The organism is Glaciecola sp. 33A (assembly GCF_002836745.1).
GTDB lineage: Bacteria > Pseudomonadota > Gammaproteobacteria > Enterobacterales > Alteromonadaceae > Glaciecola.
Window position 1 is genome coordinate 181,572 of record NZ_PJAR01000041.1, and the last position, 21,361, is coordinate 202,932.

Annotated in this window: 15 protein-coding genes; 10 read left to right on the plus strand and 5 right to left on the minus strand. The window is 45.1% G+C overall.

Features of this window, described 5'->3' with window-relative positions; genetic code table 11:
- The first annotated feature begins 12 nt into the window (after positions 1–12).
- The gene (locus CXF81_RS12410; protein ID WP_198556396.1) at positions 13–2,400 is read left to right on the plus strand and encodes a serine hydrolase; all 2,388 of its coding nucleotides are present in this window, start codon (positions 13–15) and stop codon (positions 2,398–2,400) included.
- Between the two features lie 84 nt (positions 2,401–2,484).
- Complete coding sequence (locus tag CXF81_RS12415; RefSeq protein WP_101181664.1) at positions 2,485–3,660, plus strand: cytochrome c family protein; 1,176 nt, start codon at positions 2,485–2,487, stop codon at positions 3,658–3,660.
- 298 nt (positions 3,661–3,958) lie between these two features.
- Here CXF81_RS12415 and leuD read toward each other — a convergent pair whose 3' ends face one another.
- The 3 genes from leuD to CXF81_RS12430 form a co-directional block, all read right to left on the minus strand.
- Positions 3,959–4,585, minus strand: coding sequence for a 3-isopropylmalate dehydratase small subunit (gene leuD, locus CXF81_RS12420; RefSeq protein WP_101181665.1), 627 nt, complete (start codon positions 4,583–4,585; stop codon positions 3,959–3,961).
- Complete coding sequence (locus tag CXF81_RS12425) at positions 4,582–5,970, minus strand: 3-isopropylmalate dehydratase large subunit (protein WP_101181666.1); 1,389 nt, start codon at positions 5,968–5,970, stop codon at positions 4,582–4,584. The genes leuD and CXF81_RS12425 overlap by 4 nt, the downstream gene beginning before the upstream one ends.
- A gap of 137 nt (positions 5,971–6,107) precedes the next feature.
- Positions 6,108–7,037: a hydroxymethylglutaryl-CoA lyase gene (locus CXF81_RS12430; protein WP_101181667.1), complete on the minus strand. Its 930-nt coding sequence runs from the start codon at positions 7,035–7,037 to the stop codon at positions 6,108–6,110.
- 146 nt (positions 7,038–7,183) lie between these two features.
- Between CXF81_RS12430 and CXF81_RS12435 the strand changes: the two genes are divergently transcribed.
- Positions 7,184–8,368 (plus strand): CaiB/BaiF CoA-transferase family protein, encoded by a 1,185-nt coding sequence (locus tag CXF81_RS12435; RefSeq protein ID WP_101181668.1) that lies wholly within the window; start codon positions 7,184–7,186, stop codon positions 8,366–8,368.
- A gap of 98 nt (positions 8,369–8,466) precedes the next feature.
- Here the strand turns inward: CXF81_RS12435 and CXF81_RS12440 are convergent, their stop codons facing one another.
- Positions 8,467–9,213, minus strand: a complete 747-nt coding sequence (locus CXF81_RS12440; protein WP_101181669.1) for an arylmalonate decarboxylase — start codon at positions 9,211–9,213, stop codon at positions 8,467–8,469.
- A 109-nt stretch (positions 9,214–9,322) separates the two neighbouring features.
- Between CXF81_RS12440 and CXF81_RS12445 the strand changes: the two genes are divergently transcribed.
- The 5 genes from CXF81_RS12445 (at position 9,323) to CXF81_RS12465 (ending at position 16,989) form a co-directional block, all read left to right on the plus strand.
- Positions 9,323–10,573: an MFS transporter gene (locus CXF81_RS12445; protein WP_157825555.1), complete on the plus strand. Its 1,251-nt coding sequence runs from the start codon at positions 9,323–9,325 to the stop codon at positions 10,571–10,573.
- 60 nt (positions 10,574–10,633) lie between these two features.
- Entirely contained in the window at positions 10,634–11,827 is a 1,194-nt protein-coding gene (locus CXF81_RS12450) for an NAD(P)/FAD-dependent oxidoreductase (protein ID WP_101181671.1), read from the plus strand.
- A 29-nt stretch (positions 11,828–11,856) separates the two neighbouring features.
- Positions 11,857–13,344 carry an aldehyde dehydrogenase gene (locus CXF81_RS12455; protein WP_101181672.1) on the plus strand — a complete coding sequence of 496 codons (1,488 nt, stop codon included), beginning with the start codon at positions 11,857–11,859 and terminating at the stop codon, positions 13,342–13,344.
- Positions 13,341–14,255, plus strand: coding sequence for an alpha/beta fold hydrolase (locus CXF81_RS12460; protein WP_101181673.1), 915 nt, complete (start codon positions 13,341–13,343; stop codon positions 14,253–14,255). The genes CXF81_RS12455 and CXF81_RS12460 overlap by 4 nt, the downstream gene beginning before the upstream one ends.
- A 382-nt stretch (positions 14,256–14,637) precedes the next feature.
- The gene (locus tag CXF81_RS12465) at positions 14,638–16,989 is read left to right on the plus strand and encodes a TonB-dependent siderophore receptor (protein ID WP_101181674.1); all 2,352 of its coding nucleotides are present in this window, start codon (positions 14,638–14,640) and stop codon (positions 16,987–16,989) included.
- Between the two features lie 84 nt (positions 16,990–17,073).
- Here the strand turns inward: CXF81_RS12465 and CXF81_RS12470 are convergent, their stop codons facing one another.
- Positions 17,074–19,059 (minus strand): DUF3604 domain-containing protein, encoded by a 1,986-nt coding sequence (locus tag CXF81_RS12470; RefSeq protein WP_157825556.1) that lies wholly within the window; start codon positions 19,057–19,059, stop codon positions 17,074–17,076.
- A 433-nt stretch (positions 19,060–19,492) separates the two neighbouring features.
- On the opposite strand from CXF81_RS12470, the gene CXF81_RS12475 reads away from it, so the two are divergent.
- Positions 19,493–20,323 (plus strand): peptidyl-prolyl cis-trans isomerase, encoded by an 831-nt coding sequence (locus CXF81_RS12475; RefSeq protein WP_101181676.1) that lies wholly within the window; start codon positions 19,493–19,495, stop codon positions 20,321–20,323.
- A 3-nt stretch (positions 20,324–20,326) separates the two neighbouring features.
- A complete protein-coding gene (locus tag CXF81_RS12480; protein ID WP_101181677.1) occupies positions 20,327–21,325 on the plus strand; it encodes a HupE/UreJ family protein in 999 nt (332 codons plus the stop codon).
- Positions 21,326–21,361 lie beyond the last annotated feature (36 nt).

Here is a 21,361-nt window from a genome sequence, read left to right on the forward strand (position 1 = left end):
GTGGTGTTCTCGATGATTAAACACGCCCGAATTGTTACCGGAATTGTGTTGACTTTGTTTGTTCTGCCTTCAAATGCCAACGTGCAGGCGGTGCCGACGCCGACCACAGATCCGGTGATGGCACGCAACATGAAAGCAATAGCGACTATGCCCTCTATAACTTCATTAGACTGGCGTAAGCCGACAGCTACAGTTGGTGGAAACGCTGCGCTATTAGCCGAAGTTAAGCAAAAACATTTCCCCTCCACGGCTTCTATAAAAGCGGTACAAGACTACTCCGATGCGCACGATGGTAAGGGCCTTCTGATCTGGTATGACGGTCAACTAGTCGCTCAACATTTTGCCGAAAACATAAGTGACAAAACTCTTTTCGCTGGATTCTCGATGCATAAGAGTCTCATTGCATTGGCAGTGCTGGCGGCGATTGAAGATGGCATTATTGGTGATCTAGACGACTCAATAGGTAGCTACTTGAGCCCTTGGAAAGACGACCTTCGAGGAAAAATCACACTCAGACAGCTTCTACAGCAAAGCAGTGGGCTTGCGCATTACGCCTTCGGTTCAGCCGACCCGAAAGGTAATGCATTAGTGCTGTCTTCGGCCATTAATAAGACTGCGCTGCAGTATCCGCTGGTGGACCTTCCCGGCACACTTTTTAACTACAATAATGTGAACGCGCAGCTTGCTGGCATGGTCTTGGAGCAGGCGCTAAAGGACTCAGGTAAAACTTATGCTGAGTATCTGACTGAACGTATTTGGGATCCCTTAGGTAATAACGAAGCTCGACTCTGGTTAGAAGACGAAGGCGGGAGCCCACGTTTCTTTATGGGTCTGCACGCAGGCCTTGCTGACTGGTTACGCATCGGTGTGATGCTGACAGATAGGGATCAGCAGGTACTTTCTACAGAAAGTTTAATGGCGTTCAGCACTCCGAGTGATCTGAACAAGGGTTATGGCTTAAATGTTTGGCTTGGCGGGAACTGGCACCCTAAGCGTCATTACGGTCCGACTACGCCAATGGTTATACCGCATGTTGAGCCTTATCTGGCCCCGGATGTGCTGTTCTTTGATGGCTTTGGTGGGCAGCGCCTTTATGTGGTGCCCTCCGCGGGTCTAGTCGTTGCTCGATTTGGCGAGGTGAATGTGACGTATGATGATTCTATTATCGTCAATACTTTGTTGCGCGGCTTACTCGACAGCGATGTAAAGAATAATCGCGAGGCTTATGAAAATAAGGCTTCCGACGATGTTTATAATCAACGCTTTGAGGTGTTATTGAGCGAAGCCCGCAAGGGTTCATCTTTGACCGCCTACGATCCGCTTGCCTTATTGCAAGGTGCCAAAAAAATACTGGCGTTACCGCGTAACAAAGCGACATGGCTCAATACGCAAACTCGCAGTTGGCTGAGTGGGCTGGGCGTTGAAAGCAACTCCAAAGCTATTATGCTGTGGCATAAAGGACACGTAGTTTTTGAAGAGTACTTCAATGAAGCCGACGCAACAACTCTGGTTATTTCTCGCTCCCTTTCCAAGCCAATGTCTGTGATTGCGGTGGGTAGGGCAATTCAGCAAGGCTTTATTCGGGATCTCGATGTGCCCGCTTCAGTGTACCTAAAAGAATGGCGCGGCACGGATAAGGCCCAGATCACGCTAAGACATCTGTTACAAATGCGTTCAGGTTTAGCACCGCAGGGATATACGCCCGATCCAAAGGATGTCATGAACCGAGCCTACTTACATCCTTATCATATAGAAGTAATCCTTCATGAGTATCCCTTAGTAAGCGAACCCGGCACTCGCTATGACTATTCAAACGCGAATAGCGAAATCATTGCGCCTATCATTGAACGTGCGACGGGTCGTCGCTATGCGCAATGGTTAACGGAGTCGGTGCTTGTTCCATTGGGCGCTGCGGGTGGAGATATATGGGTAAATCGAATTGGCGGTACAGCTCACTCAGGATGTTGCGCCCGGCTGCCCGCAGAAACTTATTTGCGTTTAGCTCTCCTGCAATTACAGGATGGCATTTGGCAGGGTGAGCGACTTTTGCCAGAAGGTTATGTGCAAGAAATAATCACACCGACAGAGACCAATCCACATAGCGGCATGGGTGTGTATTTGGCAGGCACTTATGTTGAAGGACGCGGCGCAGCTAACCCTGAGTTCAATTATGGAAAGACAAAACACGGTGAGGTTTATCTTGACCGAGATTTGTATCTTTTTGATGGTAATGGCAATCAAGTGATCTACGTTATACCCCGGCATGACTTGATTATACTGCGGGTGGGTGTTGCTCCGCCGAAGGATACGCCATGGGATAACAGTCGGCTCCCTAACCGAATACTGCGTGAGTTCAGTGAGGCAACCGGGGCGCAGTTGAAACCGCAGGCTGGGCAATAGACTTGATAAAATTATTCACCAATGCGCCGACTAAGCTGCATTGAATTTCAGTATCAATAATTGAAGTGCAATAGGAGTATAATAATGACGCAAATAAAACAAAAACTCGGTGGCTTTTTAGAGCAGGTTGGTCTGTTCTTAGCCGTCTTATTTTACGTATTGTTCGCTTGGTATCAGTGGTGGTCGGGAGTATCGCCGCGGCTAATAAGAGGCAGTGCTGAACGTGAGGCAATTCACCATGCTCACTTGAGCATTGGGGCGACTTTGTTTGTATTATTACTGCTAATTGCTGTTATCTGGTTATTACGGCCTGGTCAAAGTATTATGGGTCGGATAAAGAAAGCCTTCTCCAATGTGGCCAATACCGCCATTTCGTTATTTTTCATATTTATGTTTTTTTCGATGTTATGTGGCTTGGCCCAAGCTTGGTCAAAAGGCGAAGAGACACCTTTTTTAGGGGTGTTCAATTTACCCCAGTTTCTGGATTGGTCATGGAGTACTGCAGGTTATAATCATGCAGCTCTGTCGACTATCGCGTCGGCACTGTTTTCCGGCATCGTATTTGTTTATCTATTTACTCACCTGCGTAAATATGTAAAGCCGGGTATAGCTGTAGGCCTACTAATAATTCTACATTTAGTCGTAAACTTACCTAAGCCACCTTCTCTTCATCCCATCGCAGCGTTTGGCTCCTACGTTATGATCCCCATCTTTTACCTGACGGCACTTGCACTATATTGTTGGGCAAAAGAACGCAGAGCAGTTTACGTTCCAGTCTTTATGGTATTTATTGTGTTTTTCTTGTATTTACCCTACATCGCTTTCAAAGTTTTACCGCCGTGGCATCAAAAATCCGCTGAAGAAACTGTGTTTGTAGAGTCGGCTGAGCCGCTTGTGCCAGCTAGGCCGCAAGCTGAGATATTTAGCACACCTGAAAGTTTAGCTAGAGCAGAGAAATTAGTTCTTTGGTGTACGCAGTGCCATAACGCAGCGCCAAGCGACAGCCACATACTTGGACCCAATTTAGTTGGCGTTTACAATCGTCAAGCTGGAACAGCTGAAGGTTATGGTCGTTATTCTAGTGCTATGGTCGCAAAAGGTATTCAAGGCACGTTTTGGAATCGACCAAATTTGTCTGAGTTCCTGACTCATGGTAAGGAGTTTATCCCAGGTAATCTAATGAACCAACAAAGCGATCTGTCTGATCCAGTAAAATTGAATCAGGTAATTGATTATCTCGAATACATATCATCAAAATAGGATTGGGGTTTTTAGCGAAACGATAGTATCTAGTTTCATGCATTCGTTTTTAGCTGTATTACTACAATCCCACAGAATTGAGCGACAGCCGTCCAATTCTGTGGGTATCAACACTTCTTCGATATGTGTATAGAATCAGGTTTTAGCAGTAATCGATTGCTTGCGAAGCACAAATGCAATGATTGATGCAGTCAACATTGTTTTGCCAAATTGTCACCGAGCTATTACATTCATAGTAGGATTTTATGATGTTTCTACTATGTAATTTTTGAAATAGCTTGCCAGTTGCAGTGTTGTTTTAGAGGTAAGCCCACGCGCGTAATTTGCGGTCGTGATGTATGAATTGGTCAATCTGTTGACGAAACTGCAGCGTAAGCTCAATAAAGTCCCAACCGTTGAGCAGCATCTGTTGGCTATAATCGTCTAATACAAAACCATAGCTTGGCGTTTTTGACGAGCTCACTTGACGTTTTTGTAAATCTATTTTCAAGCTAAATGCATCTGCGGTGTTGCCTATCTCATCCGCAATAGACTGAATCTGCGCAGCAGACAACACAACTGGTAACAAACCGTTGCGTAAACAATTATTCTGAAAAATAGTGCCAAAACTCTCTGCGATGATCGCCCTAAAACCATATTCGACTAATGCCCAAACTGCATGCTCACGCGATGAGCCACATCCAAAGTTGCGGCCGCTGAGTAACACTGTCGCTTTATCATAAGGAGCCTGATTCAATATAAAATCCGGATTGGGACCCTCTTTTTCTTCGCCTATGTAGCGGTATCGTTGTCCTGAAAATAAGCCTTCTCCTAAGCCTAATTTAGACACCTTTTTCATTTCCCTTGAGGGAATAATTTGATCGGTATCGATATTATCGCTAAGCAAAGGCACAACGATACCTTGGTGTTGAATAAATTTTTTCATGTTTCCAGATACCTTCTACAATCGACTATTTTTCCTTCAATTGCCGCGGCGGCGACCATCATAGGACTGGCAATATGTGTTCTTGCACCACGACCTTGTCGACCTTCGAAGTTTCGGTTGGTAGTACTAATTATTCGTTGGCCGTCACTAAAGCCCTCGCCGCCTGCATAAAAACAGAGTGAACAACCGGGCTCTCGCCATTCAAATCCTGCAGCAATGAAAATTTTGTGTAAACCCATTTGCTCTGCTTCAAGTTTTACTTGTGCTGACCCTGGGGTACATACTGCCTTAACATTTGGACTGACTTTATGTCCTTTAAGAATTTCTGCAGCGGCTTGCAAATCGGATAATCGGCCATTGGTGCATGAGCCAATGAATGCTCCTTGTATCGGCATGTTTATTAGTGATTGTTCGTTAGTGACGTTCATATATTGTGCTGCGCTTTTCTTTGCGTCATCTTGTAAAATCGGAATACGGTCAGATATGAATACAGATTGTGCCGGGCTTGTGCCCCAAGAAATCATTGGTATTATTTCAGAGCAATTTATACTTAATTCGGCATCAAAGACGGCATCTTCATCGCTAAAAAGCATCTTCCAGTCTTTAATTGCTTGCTCCCAATGTTGTTTTTTTGGAGCGTAGGTTTTGCCGGATAAATAGTCAAACGTTGTAGTGTCGGGCGCAATTAGCGCTGTAAAGCCTGAAAATTCAGTGGTCATATTACATAGCGTAAAACGGGCTTCCATGCTGAGCTGCTGGATGACCGGCCCGCAGAATTCAATTGCCATACCTTGCCCGCCCGACGCACCATAGCTTTTTATAAGGTACATGATTATATCTTTGCTACTAACACCCGGGTTGAGAGTGCCCTCAAAGCGCACTCGCATTTGCTTAGGTTTTTCGACCCGCAGGGTTTCTGTCGCCATCGCGTGTTCGCAATCACTTGTACCGATCCCCCATGCGAGTGCGCCAAGTGCGCCAAGCGTGCATGTGTGGCTATCTGGACATACAACCGTTAATCCCGGCAGCGTTATGCCCTGTTCAGCAGACACCATGTGAGAAATACCTTGGTCGTGATCATTTATGTCAAATAACTTAATATTAAAGAATTTGGCGGCTTCGCGTGTTTTTGTTATAAATTCAGTGCCACCGGGCATCAGGGTCTTATCTGTTCGACCTGGAAATGTGTCGATAATATGATCCATAGTGCAGAAAACCTGCCGTGGATTTCTTAGTTCTCGGCCACTGTCTTGTAGCCCATTTAAGGCTATGCATCCGGTTCGTTCATGCAAGAATATTCGGTCTATATAGATTAGCTCAGAGCCGTCTGGTAGGCGACTTACTGAATGCTGATCCCAGAGTTTTTCAAATAAGGTACGTTGCATATTGTGGCTTCCATCGGTTACCAAATAATCAGCTTTAAGATTAAAGATATAATATTATATCTTTATAATTTTAGTTTGGCTAGCCTGTCATGCTAATTAATACAGTTTAAGCGATGTTAAATTACTTGGTATGCAGCCTAAGGGGCGACAAAGCCCTTTGGAATGCCTGCATCTGGTGTAAAACCGTATAAGGGCTCAGAGGGAAATGCGGCACGCAAAATATGTCTGACTTCTAATAACTGGGGTAAGTCTATACCCGTCTGTATGCCCATAGACTGAAGCATGAAAACTAAGTCTTCAGTCACAATATTGCCGCTGGCACCGGGTGCAAAAGGACACCCACCTATTCCAGCCATAGAGCTGTCGATGGTTTCAATACCCGCTTCAATAGCGGCCAATGCGTTGGCTAAACCTAGGCCTCGGGTGTTATGTAAATGTACGCTGGTCAGTTTCTCGTTGCCCACGCAAGCTTTGATTTGCTCGACCAAACGTTTGACTTGCTGAGGATTCCCATAACCGGTAGTGTCGGATAAACCCACTTCCGCAGCGCCGGCTTCGATTAGCTTTTCGGCGCTGGCAAGCACTGCAGATTCGGCTATCGTCCCTTCGATTGTGCAACCAAACGCAGTAGACAAACTGGCTTCAAAATGGGGCCGCTGGGCTTTTGGTAGTTGGCTAATATAGCGGCTGATTTGTCTAACTTCGTCAATAACTTGTTGATGGTTACGCTTTAGGTTACGCAAGCTATGTGTTTCGCTAACGGAAAAAGGAATCGATAATTTATCTACGCCGGCGTTAATTGCTGCGATCGCGCCTTTTAGATTTGGCACCAAGGCGGCCACTTGTAGACCCTTGATAGTTTTTGCATAACGTACGATTTGGGCCGTATCTGCAAGCTGTGGAAACACGCTGGCAGGTACAAATGAACCAACCTCTATTTCTGCAATACCCGCTTTAGCCATGGCACTTATCCAATTCTTTTTATACTCAGTTGGCATGATTGCCTTAATACTTTGTAAGCCGTCTCGGGGGCCCACTTCGCTAACTAAGATTTCTTTTACGGCCATTTTCATTTGTCCTTATCCAACATTTTAAGCTGTTAACAATTTTTATGTAGATTAAAAACTAATGATATACTAATATATCATTTAATTGCTAATTCTAAACTAGCAGCGATGTGATATCAAGCTTATAAATATTTGCCGGAGGACTAATGGAGTCTATTCAACAAGCGCCGCTGAGCGGCATTCAAGTCGTCGAGTTTTCACATATGGTAATGGGTCCTTCAATGGGGCTTATTTTGGCTGATTTGGGAGCGGACATAATAAAAATCGAACCCATTGCAGGAGATAAAACTAGAAATTTAAGGGGCTCAGGTGCTGGCTACTTCGCTATGTACAATCGAAATAAGCGTAGCGTTTGTATCGATATGAAGTCTCAAAGAGGTCGAGAAATAGTGCATGACCTAGTTGCTAAAGCCGACGTGGTGATAGAAAATTTTCGTCCTGGTGCCTTAGAAAAAATCGGTTATGGTTATGCTGAATTATCAAAGCTGAACCCTGAATTAATTTATTGTTCAGCGCGCGGTTTTTTGCAAGGGCCTTACGAGCATCGCACAGCGTTAGATGAAGTTGCACAAATGATGGGTGGTCTTGCATACATGACAGGTCCAGTTGGAAGGCCGTTGCGCGCAGGTGCGTCGGTGATTGATGTAATGGGCGGCATGTTTGGCGTCATTGGAATACTGTCTGCTTTGGAGATGCGTCATCGCACGGGTAAAGGGCAATGCATTAGTAGTTCATTGTTTGAAAGTACGGTATTTTTAGTCGGACAACATATGGCACAATATGCCGTGACGGGCCAACCTGCGGCTCCCATGCCTTCTCGAATATCGGCTTGGGCGGTATATGACGTTTTTAGTACCGCACAGGATGAAAAGCTTTTTGTGGGCGTGGTCAGTGACTCACAGTGGAAAATCTTTTGCCAAGAATTCGACTTTATACAGTTCAGTGCTAACCCAAGTCTAGATAGTAACGCTGGTCGAGTCGAGCAGCGCGACCACATCATACCGCTGGTTGCGGACAAATTTGCTTCTTTATCGATGACCGAACTCACGGAGAAGCTAGAGAAAAGTGGCTTGCCCTACGCGCCAATAAATAAACCGGAGCAACTACTCGAAGACGTGCATCTGAATAATTCCGGCGGCTTATTACAGGTTGAATTGCCTAACGGTAGAACCGCATCATTACCCGCGTTGCCAATTAGTATGGCAGGAAAACGACTTGGTTTACGTCGAAATGTACCCAAGGCCGGACAGCATTCGCGTGAAGTATTGGCTCAACTGGGCCTTACTGGTGAGCAAATTGATTCATTATTTGAGGGTAACATTGTCTCTTAGTTGGCTGTCTCTAAGCAACACGGCCTTTGGGCAATAGCCACTCAAATAATCTGGTTCATATAAGCTGATTACCGTGTTGTATTGCCGGTGTAAATTATTTAATAACGCTCTAGTAAGCGACCGAGGCCGACAATTTTGTCTTGAATGCCATTGTTGCGCAGCGCATTCCAGTATGTAGCAGTATTAATAGCGATAACAGGTTTGTTTAGCCATCTCTCTGCAGCAGCAGCTACGCGTACCATTGACAAATTAGTACCGACCTGCAGAAGTGCGTCTACATTATCGTCATCTAAAGATTTAAGCGTATCAATTAGCGTTTTTTCGCTTACTTGAGATATAGCGGTCCAAGATGGGCAGCGTAGACAATGATCGGCAACTGTTTCAATGCCATGATCAGCTAAATAATGTCGCACGTGCTTATTTGCTATTGGAAAATAGGGCGACAAAAATGCCACTTTTTTTATATTACCGTAGGCAGCAATTGCTGCCACCAGAGACTCAGAACCCATGGTCAAACCAATGCCTGCGGCCTGCTCAACATTTCTTTTCCACTTTGTACTCCCTTCAGCACCGCCATAGAAAGTTACCGCAGACATACCCATTACCAAATGATCAGGATTGCAGGTCATTACACCCCGGACAGCTTCTAAGGTATTTTCAGAAATTTCTAAGGTGCCTGCCATGAAGCTTTCATCACTCAATGCTTGTGCATCTTCAACAATAATACGGCTATAGTGATTCGTCACTCCGGGCACACGCATATCGTCAAAATCCGGTTGCACGATGGTATTGGTAGACGGACCCAATACGCCAAAAGTTTTACGCCAAGCAAGCTGATCATGCATGATTTTTCTCTTAATTTAAAAACTGATTAATATAATACTAGTAATGTAGCCATAATGATATACTATTATGTCATATGTACCAGTTCTTAAAAATAAAAAAGAGGCGCTTATGCAGTCCAGATACAAAGAATTTAGATACGCTTGGCGAGTCGTCCTCGCTTCGGCGGTCGGCATTGGCTTGGGAATGGCGCCCGTTCCTATTTATACTCTGGGCGTGTTTGCGGCGCCATTAGCCGCTGAGTTTGACTGGGGGATTGATAAAGTTTTCTTAGCTTTACCTGTATTGACCTTATTCGCACTGATCCTTAGCCCGTTGGTGGGTTTACTGAGTGATAAAATAGGTGCCCGGCGAGTAGTAATAGGCTCAGTTATTGGCTTTAGTGCGGCGTTAATGTTGCTTTCGCTAAATCAAGGTTCGCTAACACTTTACTTAGCTTTGTGGGGGCTAGTTGCCATTTTAGGCGTGGGTACATTACCCATCACGTGGACTCGTGTAATCAATAATTGGTTTAGTGACTGCAAGGGGCTCGCATTGGGCTGCGCTTTAGTCGCTACTGGTATCTTCGGTATATTTATTAAGTTTTACGTGGCGTTTTTAATTGACGCTGTGGGCTGGAGAATGGCATTTATAGGCTTAGGGGTATTACCATTAATCACTTCTTTGCCTTTAGTATATTTTCTATTCCGCGACGTTGACGATCCCAAAGTACCTGAGGAACAAAGAAACGCGATAGCAGAAAAGTCCGGTCAAATCGTCACGGGCATGCTAGCAAGCGAAACATTCAAAGACTGGCGCTTTTGGCTAATGGCAGGATGTTTTGTGTTAATTTCCTTCGGTGTTGGCGGCCTAATTCCAAATCTTGAAAACCTATTTGCTACCAAGGGTTTTGATAAAGATGATGCCATAATATTAGCCAGCTTAATTGGCGTTTCTGTCGTCGTTGGCCGCTTAGTTGGCGGCTATATGATTGACTTTTTTTGGGCGCCAGGCGTGGCGGTCTGCATGCTAGTTGTCCCCGCTGCATCTTGCTACATCTTAGTCCAACCTGAGCTGACGTTTATGATTGCCGCAATAGCGGTACTATTAATAGGCTTGGCTGCAGGTGCTGAACAAGACCTCATGGCCTTTATGATTGCGCGCTACTTTGGTATGAAAAGCTACGGCGTAGTTTATGGCGTACTTTACAGTTGCTTTGCTTTAGGCGCGGGTTCTGGGCCTTGGTTACTCGGCAGAGAATATACCGCTAGTGGTACTTATGACAACGTACTTTTTTACGTTGGTATTGCGTTTCTGGCTGGGTCATTACCGCTATTATTATTGGGTAAATATCGAGACTTTTCTGTTCCAGCAAAAGCGTAACAGTCTCCTTCATTGGCCCATTTTACAAAGCTTTTAATACGTAACTAACGGAAATTCACTATGACTAGAACGCAAGTTATCGTTGCAGGCGCAGGGCCAGTCGGCACCATGGCAGCCTATCGCTTGGCACAGCAGGGTTATGATGTCATCCTTTGCGAAGCTGGGCCAAATTGCGCTCAGGATTTGAGAGCCTCTACTTTTCATCCACCGACGCTAGAAATGCTCGACGAATTGGGCATGGCCGACACGATTATAAAGCATGGTTTAAAAGCACCTATTTACCACTTTAGGGAGCGTCAAACTGGTGAAGTAGTCGAATTTGATTTATCAGAACTAGCGGGTAAAACAAAATTTCCTTTTAGGGTTCAGTGTGAACAGCATGTAATGGCTGGGTTGATTGCCGATAAGCTTAAGGCGCATCCTAAGGCGGATGTGCGTTTCAATAATAAAGTCGTTGCGTTTGAGCAGACAGAAAACGGGGTTGAAGTGGCTTTAGAAACGGCCTTCAGCATCGAGAAAATTAGCGCCGATTATCTTATTGCAGCTGATGGTGGCAATTCTATTATTCGTAAATGGTTAGGTGTTGAATTTGAAGGTTTCACTTATCCAGAACGTTTTCTTACGCTTTCTACGACTGTCGAATTAGCAGATTACATCGATAATCTGGCTTTGGTAAGTTATGTGTCTGATCCGAAAGAGTGGATGGTGTTATTGCGGGTGCCTAGCGTTTGGCGCATTTTGGTGCCAGTGAAGGAGAACCAGCCTGACGAGTGGATATTGTCCGATGAAAAGAAAGATCAGGTCTTTCAGAATCTAATTGGCGAAACTGGGGTTGAGACAGGTCATCGAACTATCTATAGGGTGCATCAACGAGTGGCTAAAAAATTCAATTTTGGCCGAGTTTGTTTAGTCGGTGATGCCGCTCATTTAAATAACCCATTAGGCGGATTTGGCATGAATAGCGGTATCCACGATGCGTGGAATTTGTGCGACAAAATTAGCTATAATCTCAAACATGGTCACAATGAAAACAGTCTTGAACTATTTGACCGCCAAAGGCGCGCTGTTACGCACAGCTTCATACAAGCGCAAACAATGCAAAACAAGAAATTACTTGAGCACGGTGACGCATCAAACCACGCTCAGCGCTACGCTGAGATGCACGCCATTAGTAATGACCCACAAAAGCGTCTCGAATTCCTTCGTCGCCAAGCTATGTATACCAGTTTGGCTGAAGCCGATGCGATTACATGATGGCTTCAAACCCTCTCCTAGAGTAAATTATGACGACGACAACCCTTGCCGACACAATAGACAGTGCTAATTTCCGCAAGCTTTACATTGCAGGGGAATGGGTTAAACCATCGACAGTTCGTGTTTTGAACGTGATTTCTCCATTTACAGAAGAGCAAGTGTTTCAGGTAGCCGAAGCAGATATTGCCGATGTTGATCTCGCTGTAGAGGCCGCGTATAAGGCATTTGAGAGCGGACCTTGGCCGCATATGTCAGCACCTGAACGTGCAACTATTCTACAAGCTTTCGCTGCAGCACTCCGACGTCGGGCTGATGATTTTGCAATAGCCTGGACAGAATCTACGGGTGTTCTTGCTGCAATGTCAAATGGGTCCCTAGAATATGCGGTCTCTGCCATTGACCGCTCAATTGCGCAGGCTTCATCTTTCCCGTTTATTGAAAAACATCCTGCGCAGAATGGATGCAATATATTGGTCCATGAACCCGTGGGCGTGGTTGCGGCGATTGCGCCATGGAATGCACCATTGGCATCTATGCTGATGAAGGTTGGGCCAGCGTTGATCGCGGGCTGCACATTAATTATGAAGCCGGCACCACAAACCCCTATTGAAGCTTATATTGTGGCTGAGTGCGCCGACGAAGCAGGTTTTCCTCCCGGCGTGTTGAACCTAATTACGGCTGATCGTGAAGCGTCTGATTATTTAGTTCGTCACCGTTATGTCGACAAGGTGAGCTTCACCGGCAGTTTGGCGACCGGGCGCCGAGTTGCCTTAGTATGCGCAGATCGAATTGCAAGGGTGACGCTAGAACTCGGCGGTAAATCAGCTGCTATTGTGCTAGACGATTACGACCTAGAAAAAGCAGCTAAAAACTTGGTTGACGCAATATGCGTTCTCAACGGCCAAAATTGCGCCGCTCTTACACGGGTTATAGTATCCAGAAAGCGGCATGACGAGTTGGTTGAACATCTAGCCAGTGCCATGCAGATGATCACCATTGGCAATCCCTACGACCCAGAAATCAAGCTAGGTCCAATCAGCATGAAATCACAGCTTGAAAAGATAGAAGCATACATAGCTAAGGGAATCGCTGAAGGTGCAATTTTGGTGACCGGAGGTAGACGACCTGCAAAGCTTAAGTGTGGGTATTACTTTGAGCCGACCTTGTTTGCCAATGTAGACAACAATATGAGCATTGCCCAAGAGGAAATCTTTGGCCCAGTATTATGTGTAATCCCATGTGACGGCGAAAGCGACGCTATCCGGATTGCGAATGACTCGCCCTTCGGTCTAGGCGGCGCGGTTTATACGAATGACACCAATGCTGCCTATCGAGTCGCACGACGATTTCGAACGGGGACCGTCGGTCATAATGGAATGAAGGCCAGTTTTGGTATTGCCTTTGGTGGCTTCAAACAATCTGGTATTGGTCGCGAAGGGGGCACAGTAGGATTAATGCCTTACCTTGAACCAAAAACATTAATGTTGGGATCGCAACCGCAAGGACTCGATATATGACAATATATGGGAAAATGATGGCTTCGATATGCTGCGTGCTTATTCTCATAAGTTGGCGTGTTAGCAGCGACCCAATTGGCATTAAGGTACAAACGCTGATGCTCATGGCTAGCAATGAACGTGAAGTAGACGTCATTGTTTACTCTCCTGAGGGTGGCTGTAATAAATGCACCTTACTGTTTTTTTCCCACGGGGCCAATATTGGGCCTGAAAATTACGCCGCTTTATTAAACGCATGGACACTTGCCGGATATGTCGTCGCCTCTCCACTTCACGTAGATGCCCAAACACACCCCCAACGCCAGGATTACAGCAGTTTAGACTGGGTTACAACGCGAGTTGAAGACTTTGAGCTGATTACCGAAGCCCTTTTAAACAAAGACATTCAGATACACGATGTGAGCTTCTCTGGCGCGCTAATTGCCACTGGTCATTCGTTTGGTGCGCTGATCGCGCAAATCGCAATTGGTGCAACAATGCATTCTGATTTAGGTGTAACGCTGTCAAAAAATGCATTGCTCCCCCTCGGTGCGGTTGCTATTTCGCCTCCCGGACCTATTGATAACTACATCGCCAAAGAAAACTGGAATAAGATGCTTAAGCCTGTCCTTGTGGTGACCGGCACTGCGGATTCTTTTCCCCAATTTATGCCCGACTGGCGCCTGCATAAAGCTTCGTATGAGGCTGCGCCTAAAGGTAGCGCCTTCCTATTAGTGTTTGATGACATTGACCATTACTTTAATGGTGCGTTTGGGCGGCCTACAGAGAACGGATTCGTCGATAATTCTGAAATACAAATTCTTAACCAGAGAGTGTTGGCGTTTATTGTTGCACTTGAGGCAGAAAAGATGCCCTCTCCTGCTATTTGGTCAAAGGCAGAAACACACGGTGTGAAGGCTGCTAGTCGCTAGGCAAGAATCTAGGAAGCAGAGTTACTAGGGTAATATGAAACACGTGCTGTGTACTAATTTTTGAGTTGAAGAATCGTTAGGAACTGTCAATTTTATTAGGCCTTTAGCTACCAATAACGGTTGCTCTAAGTGTAAGTAGAAGTAGAGTCTATGCTGCTTTGAACTGCATTTTACTTGTATTTAACCTAATGATATGTCAATAATGCATATGATTAAGCGCATAAGTAATTGGTTGTATAGTTTTATGTACATTAATGTAAGAGGCTAGTAATTCGTTAAATGTGATCTTATCAGAATCTCTGCAGATGCTCTTAAGTGTAGGCCAGAAGTGACGCTCAGATTAATTTAGCTTTTTGAAAACACTACTATAAAGGGAACACTAATGAGAACACATTATAAGAAAAAAGTACTAGCTTTAGCAATTACCTCTGCACTCAGCATAACTTTTACAGGCGCTGTTATGGCGCAAGAAGAACCTGTGAACAGCACAGATGATATGGTTGAAAGAATCGAAGTTATATATCAAAAAACACAAGAGTCACTGCAAAAAGTACCTTTGTCAGTTAGTGCGCTTACCTCTGAGGACATGCGCAAACGCAATATACGGGAACTCGAAGATGTAGCCCTAGCTACCTCAGCGTTTTCATTTGAAGATTTTGGCGGAGGCTTCGGTGTGCCGGTCATACGGGGGGGTGCGCAGACACGTATCCAAGACCTAGACATGACAACTTCGGTCTTTCTTGACGGGATCTACTTGCCACGTCAGTACATGTTTGATATCGGGACGGTAGGATTTGATCGTATTGAAGTGGTTAAAGGACCACAGAGCGCGCTGTACGGGAAAAATGCGTTCTTGGGTGCGGTAAACTATGTCAGTAAGCGACCAGGTTATGAATTATCGTCAGATGTGTCTGTAACCTTAGGCTCAGATAAACTGCGTGAGTTCACTGGTGAGGTTAGCACTCCAATCATAGAAGACTTGTTAAGCGCACGTGCTGTGGTGGCGTACTCAGAGTTTGATGGGACATGGCAGAACGACCACCCTGATGCCAACCTTGACTTTGGTAGTAAAAGCACTAAGGGCAACGTTGGCGGCCATGAAAAGTTAACCTATGGCCTTAACTTCGATATTACGCCAAATGAAAAACTCAATATAGAGCTTGATTATTATCGCGTTGAGCGCTTTGCAGAAACGGGCGCAAACAATCGTATTGAGGCGCCGGGAGACACCAATTGTTCACCGACCTTTTTCGGCGGCAACCGCTTCTATTGTGGTGAAATCCCCGCTACTTTTTCGCCCTTACCTGGCGGTAGCCCTGAGGGCTCTATCATTGTTAGGGACCCGCGCAGTTACAGTCTGGATGTTGTCTCTGACTTCTTGCGCGCGCGAGTCGATTATGACATTTCTGATGCCTGGGGCGTTATGTACCAATATGGTAACTCAGATTCGGAAACAACCTCGGCTGGCGGTGGCGATCGCGACCCATTATTGGGTAACACCTCCTTTGGCGCCAATATTATTAACGGTACCCCAGTGGGAACAGTTAAGTTTTTCTCACACGAACTACAATTGCAATACTCACACCAGCAATGGAGTGGATTTGTCGGTGTGTTTACCTCCGAAATTGATGACTTTGACAAATTTGATTTAGGGATTGCGCCGCTTCGTGGCACCGAGCCAATCATAGTTGACCCAACAGATGGCATACTATCAGGGACGACCTTTAATATAAGCTTAACCAATGCGGCTACCGACGTGTTGACAGATGCAGTTTTTGGTCAGATTTCGTGGACCACTGAGGACGGGAGCTTACGCATCACTGCAGAGGGTCGTTACTCGGATGAGGAAAAAATACTCGACAGCAATACCACAATAGAAACTGACACTATATTTAGAGCCAGTTGGACTGAATTCACCCCGCGTTTTAGTGTGGATTATGAGCTAGATGAGGACCGCATGGTTTACGCGAGTCTTGCCAGGGGAGCTAAGTCTGGCGGGTTTAACAACACGGTATTTGACGAGTCACAACGATCGTTTGAGCCGGATGAGAATTGGACTACTGAAGTGGGCTCGAAGAATGATCTGCTGAACGGTAAGTTACGCCTCAATGGTGCTCTATTTTACACCAATTGGAATGACCTACAGATTGCCAGCTCACCCGTTGGCATTCCAGCCGGTGTCACGCCACCAGCTATCGTTGACAACACCGGTGGTGCAAGCATCATCGGCTTTGAACTAGATGGTGCTTGGACTGCTAGCGACAACTTGTCTATTGATTTCGCCATTTCCAAAAGCAAAACAGAATACAAGGATGGCTCGAAAAGCTCACGTATTGGTTTGATCGGAGGTTGTGACGGTATCGTGTGCCCGGCTGACGGCTCAATTGGTGGTAATCAATTGCAACGCCAACCAGAATTTCAGGCATCTGTGGGCGCAGAGCTGGCGGGTGAGTTAAGCGGCGGCTATTATTGGTCGGTGCGCAGCGATGTCAACTACCAATCCAAGCAGTTCATAGACGAGCTAAACTTAGCATGGCTTCCAGACAGAACGTTGGTCAACTTGCGCGCAAATGTGCAGATGGGCGGATTCGATGTGTCACTTTGGGCCAAGAACGTGTTTGATAAAGAGTATGCAGCGAGTTCTTTCTTTATTGCGACACCGTTTGGCACCGCTTATGTGCCGATTAGAGGACAAAAGCGCACTGTGGGATTAGCCGTCTCTTACTCTTTTTAATATAAGAGATAGTCTGTTGACCCCAACTATGTTGGGCTTTGTTACACTATTAGCAGTTATCATTATTGAATGGTAACTGCTTTTTTATTTCGCACTTTCCTTCAAAGATGAATACCAAATAGGTGAGGTCCATGCCATCTCTTGAAGAGTTTTTGGTGCATCGTTATCACAAGCGACAGGACGCTTCTTAGCGGGAAGCGCCGCACATTGTGCCCAGCTCCAACGAAGAGTAGGTACTTCTAAGGCGCGCAAGTAATAGTAAGCCGATTGTGACACGTCAAACTCGCTATCTTCATAAACTGCACACAAGGTGCTTGCGCCGCTTCCACTCCACACGCCAGTATCCAGATCAACGGCGCCTTTGGTATTTTCAACACCCACAACATCGATAACCTTATTTCGAGAATTACCCGCTGCATCTACCCAACCTTTGATGATTTGGAGTTTCTGTAGTGGAGCGGCGTTGGGGTCTTGTATTGCCGTTATCAGGAATTTTGCCTTGCTGTTTTGTGGCGCAGAACCAAGTTCAGCACCCATTGGGACGCCATGTTCGTAGCCATGAGCAGCTGAGTCAGAAAGCTCACACGCGTTGTCGGCTATATCCCAGCCCGCGAAAAAACGAGGTCGAATGCGTGTACCTGAGGTACCGAAAACCTCTCGGTTCTCCATGGCATTGAAAAGCGCATCACGAGAATTTTCGACAGCCCATATTCCAGCGAGACCTCCGGGGTTGCCATCAAGGAGCTGCGGTGAACTTATTGGCGGGACCAATCGTTCTTCCAGCGTACTTTCTGTTACCAGATGTCCGGGGTAGGTTTTCTCATCGGTAGCACCGGATGTACCTAAGTGTGTATCCGTCGATGCGATTATGCCTAGACGATATGAGTTTAAGCCGATGGAAGCTTCGTCCTGCAAGCCTGTAAGCAGTACACTGCGAAAAAAGTCATTTTTAGAGATACAACCAAAGCGAGAAAATCCGCGACGGCCAACCTCGTCCTCTGTGCAAAACTCAACTACCTGTTTGGTACCGCTGCGATCTATCTTTTCACCGAGTGTTCGCACCTGTTCCATATTACAAAGTTCATCGGGCTGGCCAAGTATCCCGGGTAGGCCGTTGAAGCATTCGGAATTACCTTTGTGTTGAAAAATCTCCATTATCGGCTCCATGGCATTTCTGATGGCAGCGCGTTCGGCAGCGGATTTTGCTTTCTCGCGCTCAGCGGCAAAAGAAGCGAACATCGCTCCAGCGCTAATGTTCGAGTTATGTGGAATGGCAAGCACGTCACAATTAGGTAAGTCCTTATGGCAGCGCTCGGCGAGCTGGGCCCAAAGTGCAGGCGCTGTGGGTGCCTCGATATAGGATATGGCCTGTTCCGGCACAATCGCATTGCGAAAGATGACATTGCGATGAATGTTGTTGGAGTTGGTTGTACCCGTATATTCGTAAGCGATGAAAGTGGTAAATTTACATGCAGAAGACCGGTCGTACGCCGCCTCTGCCATTTCTTGCGTAGCCTTCCAGGGAGACTTTGCAGCCTCAAGACATGCTGCGCCGTCTGCGCCGCAGATTTCAGCGATACGCTTAGGGTCTTCATCGAGAACCACTTTTATGAACTCAAAATAGCCTGAAAAATTTTCACCACGAAGTCCACTGCACGTACTCGTGTGATATAGCTTATTAGTCGTATCCGTGCATATAGAAAACTCTCCGAAGAACTCCGCATGGTCTGTGACGGCGGCAAAATCCAGTGGCGTTTTAAGCTGTGCCATTGAGAGCGGAACTCCGTTCTGGTCGAACGGTGGGATCGGTATCGATTCACCCTGTGCAAAACGATAGGCATCGGCTGGCGTATTTTTAATACCAAGCTGTATGGCATCGTAGGAATACCCAGTATGAATATGCAGATCACCAAAGTAGGCGTTACGGTTCGCGTTGCGAGAGGCGCATACCTCCCTCACTTCGCTGTAGTTAACGAGGTCGTCTGAAGATGACGCGGTATTTGCAGGTAAAGTGAAGGGCATTGCAAGAAGAAGTCCCAGAGCTGCTAAATGCGTATTATTATGTTTCATGAAGTTACCTGCGTTGTTTTGTTTTGAAAGCGGAACAGCTAGTTCCTCCATAGCACCAGGGCCAATTGTCACAGTGTGTAACGAAAAATATAGTCGTTTTTATAATGTTCGCTTAGTTGCGACGATATGTCCTAATGAAGACATGTGGCCGTCATGCTGATAAAGCTTATTTGACTATTTGCACAGTTCCGGCATATGATATCATATAATGGCATATCATTATAACAAATAATATTTACTTGAAGGTAAGGGGTTATCGATGACTGGGTTAAGCCAACATCAAGCAATGACTGTTTAGCTGCTCAAACTCTAAGCTCAAGCTAAACCGCTGATGATGCTAAACGATTCAATGCTGAGAAGGACAAATAGGTGCAGATGATTGTTCAGCAACATTGTTATATTGCCTTTTTACTATTTTAAGAAAACAATAATTATGTGGAAAAATATAGTCAAAGAACCCCTGCTGCATTTTTTGCTTATAGCAATACTATTTTTTGTGATATTTGATGTACTAAATCCACCTACAGACCGCAATAATGTCATCAATATATCTAAGGGGCGAGTTGAACAACTGAACGTTGGTTTCCAGAAAATATGGCTACGCTCCCCAAACGATGAAGAACTAACACTACTGATCCGAGAATATGCTCTTGATGAAATTTATAATCAAGAAGCCAGAGCACTTAACTTGGACAAAAATGATGCAGTAATAAAGCGCCGTTTACGTCAAAAAATGGAGTTTATGCTACAAAATACTATGCTGAAAAACGTGACACAAAGTGAAATAAATAACTTCTATCAAAAGAATAAGGAAAAGTATTTAGAGGGATCTCGTTACAGTTTTGAACAAATATTTATATCACGTGAACGAAATAAAGAAGACCTAAATACAATTATTGAAAAACAAAAAATTCACATCGCTTCAGGACATAAACCTTCCGGAGACAATACCTTGCTGCCAAGTTTACTCGTCTCGAGTTCAGAGTCAGATATCGAACGCCAGTTCGGCACCGCTTTTATTAACATTTTTATAAAGCTTGAAACTGGCCAATGGCAGGGGCCTCTTCAGTCGAGTCTAGGTTGGCATTTTGTTAATATCACAAGGGTCGAAAAAGCTGTGTTACCTGAACTTGCCCTAGTTTATGACAAAGTAATTGATGATATGAAATATCAGCAAAAGCGCGAAGCCAAAATTAACTTTGAAGCAACCCTATTTGAACGTTATGAAATTCACATTGAAGGTTTAATGCAGGAAGATCGATAACGTATGAAAAATAAAATGTTAGCTCTTTATATTTTGATTCTCCTTTGTATCCTGATTTTTCCGTCCGCTCATGCTGATGATATGCGGCCGGCATCCTTGAGTGTGGAACAACTAACGGACACAGAATTTTTAGTCAAATGGAAAGTACCTGTTACGGCAAGTCAACGGTTAAGTTTGGAGGTTTTTTTTGATGAGAATGTAAACGTTGTTTCTCAGCCTCGTTCTCAATTTACCAATAATGCCCATCTGCAGGAATGGACAATAAGTCGCACAAATGGCTTGCAAGGTCTTAGTGTAAATATTGAAGGATTTATCGGCAATAGTAGCGATGTGCTGGTAAGGATTATTGACAAAAACAATACCGTTATTACTGAAGTACTGAATATTGATAAGCCTTCATTTACCCTTAGAAGTGACTTTCATGAGACGCTCCAAAACACAATTTTAACGTACCTGTTTTTAGGTGTAGAGCATATCCTGATTGGTCTTGACCATTTGTTGTTCGTAGGTTGTTTGATATATCTATGCAGTACGTTTGGTAAATTATTGTGGACAATTACGGGCTTTACGATAGCACACTCTATTACCTTAATCATGGCAGCAACCGGTGTATTGACTATTCCAATTGCTCCGGTTGAAGCAGTCATCGCGCTAAGTATTATCTTTCTGTCTGTGGAGATTACCAAACAGCGAGAACATAGTCTGACACTTCGGTACCCAGTGGTAGTGTCATCCTCTTTCGGTCTTTTACATGGATTTGGATTTGCCTCAGTGCTCGCGGATATAGGATTGCCAGGGGAAGAAAAAGTAACCGCATTGTTGAGTTTTAATATCGGTGTTGAGATTGGACAATTACTATTTGTCGCCATTTTATTATTATGTTTTGCTTCACTAAAACAGCTCATACCAAGCTTCAGTTTACGTAGAATACGTTATCTTGTTAGTTACGGTTGCGGAACAACCGCAAGCTATTGGCTCCTGCAAAGACTTGTTAATTTTTGAGCATATCATCTATAAGGAAATGATTGAAAGTTATAA

Bases quoted from the DNA above. Each gene is read 5' to 3' on its own strand.
- CXF81_RS12410 (WP_198556396.1), top strand. From the start codon at position 13: ATGATTAAACACGCCCGAATTGTTACCGGAATTGTGTTGACTTTGTTT.
- CXF81_RS12415 (WP_101181664.1), top strand. From the start codon at position 2,485: ATGACGCAAATAAAACAAAAACTCGGTGGCTTTTTAGAGCAGGTTGGT.
- leuD (WP_101181665.1), bottom strand. From the start codon at position 4,585: ATGAAAAAATTTATTCAACACCAAGGTATCGTTGTGCCTTTGCTTAGC.
- CXF81_RS12425 (WP_101181666.1), bottom strand. From the start codon at position 5,970: ATGCAACGTACCTTATTTGAAAAACTCTGGGATCAGCATTCAGTAAGT.
- CXF81_RS12430 (WP_101181667.1), bottom strand. From the start codon at position 7,037: ATGGCCGTAAAAGAAATCTTAGTTAGCGAAGTGGGCCCCCGAGACGGC.
- CXF81_RS12435 (WP_101181668.1), top strand. From the start codon at position 7,184: ATGGAGTCTATTCAACAAGCGCCGCTGAGCGGCATTCAAGTCGTCGAG.
- CXF81_RS12440 (WP_101181669.1), bottom strand. From the start codon at position 9,213: ATGCATGATCAGCTTGCTTGGCGTAAAACTTTTGGCGTATTGGGTCCG.
- CXF81_RS12445 (WP_157825555.1), top strand. From the start codon at position 9,323: ATGCAGTCCAGATACAAAGAATTTAGATACGCTTGGCGAGTCGTCCTC.
- CXF81_RS12450 (WP_101181671.1), top strand. From the start codon at position 10,634: ATGACTAGAACGCAAGTTATCGTTGCAGGCGCAGGGCCAGTCGGCACC.
- CXF81_RS12455 (WP_101181672.1), top strand. From the start codon at position 11,857: ATGACGACGACAACCCTTGCCGACACAATAGACAGTGCTAATTTCCGC.
- CXF81_RS12460 (WP_101181673.1), top strand. From the start codon at position 13,341: ATGACAATATATGGGAAAATGATGGCTTCGATATGCTGCGTGCTTATT.
- CXF81_RS12465 (WP_101181674.1), top strand. From the start codon at position 14,638: ATGAGAACACATTATAAGAAAAAAGTACTAGCTTTAGCAATTACCTCT.
- CXF81_RS12470 (WP_157825556.1), bottom strand. From the start codon at position 19,059: ATGAAACATAATAATACGCATTTAGCAGCTCTGGGACTTCTTCTTGCA.
- CXF81_RS12475 (WP_101181676.1), top strand. From the start codon at position 19,493: ATGTGGAAAAATATAGTCAAAGAACCCCTGCTGCATTTTTTGCTTATA.
- CXF81_RS12480 (WP_101181677.1), top strand. From the start codon at position 20,327: ATGAAAAATAAAATGTTAGCTCTTTATATTTTGATTCTCCTTTGTATC.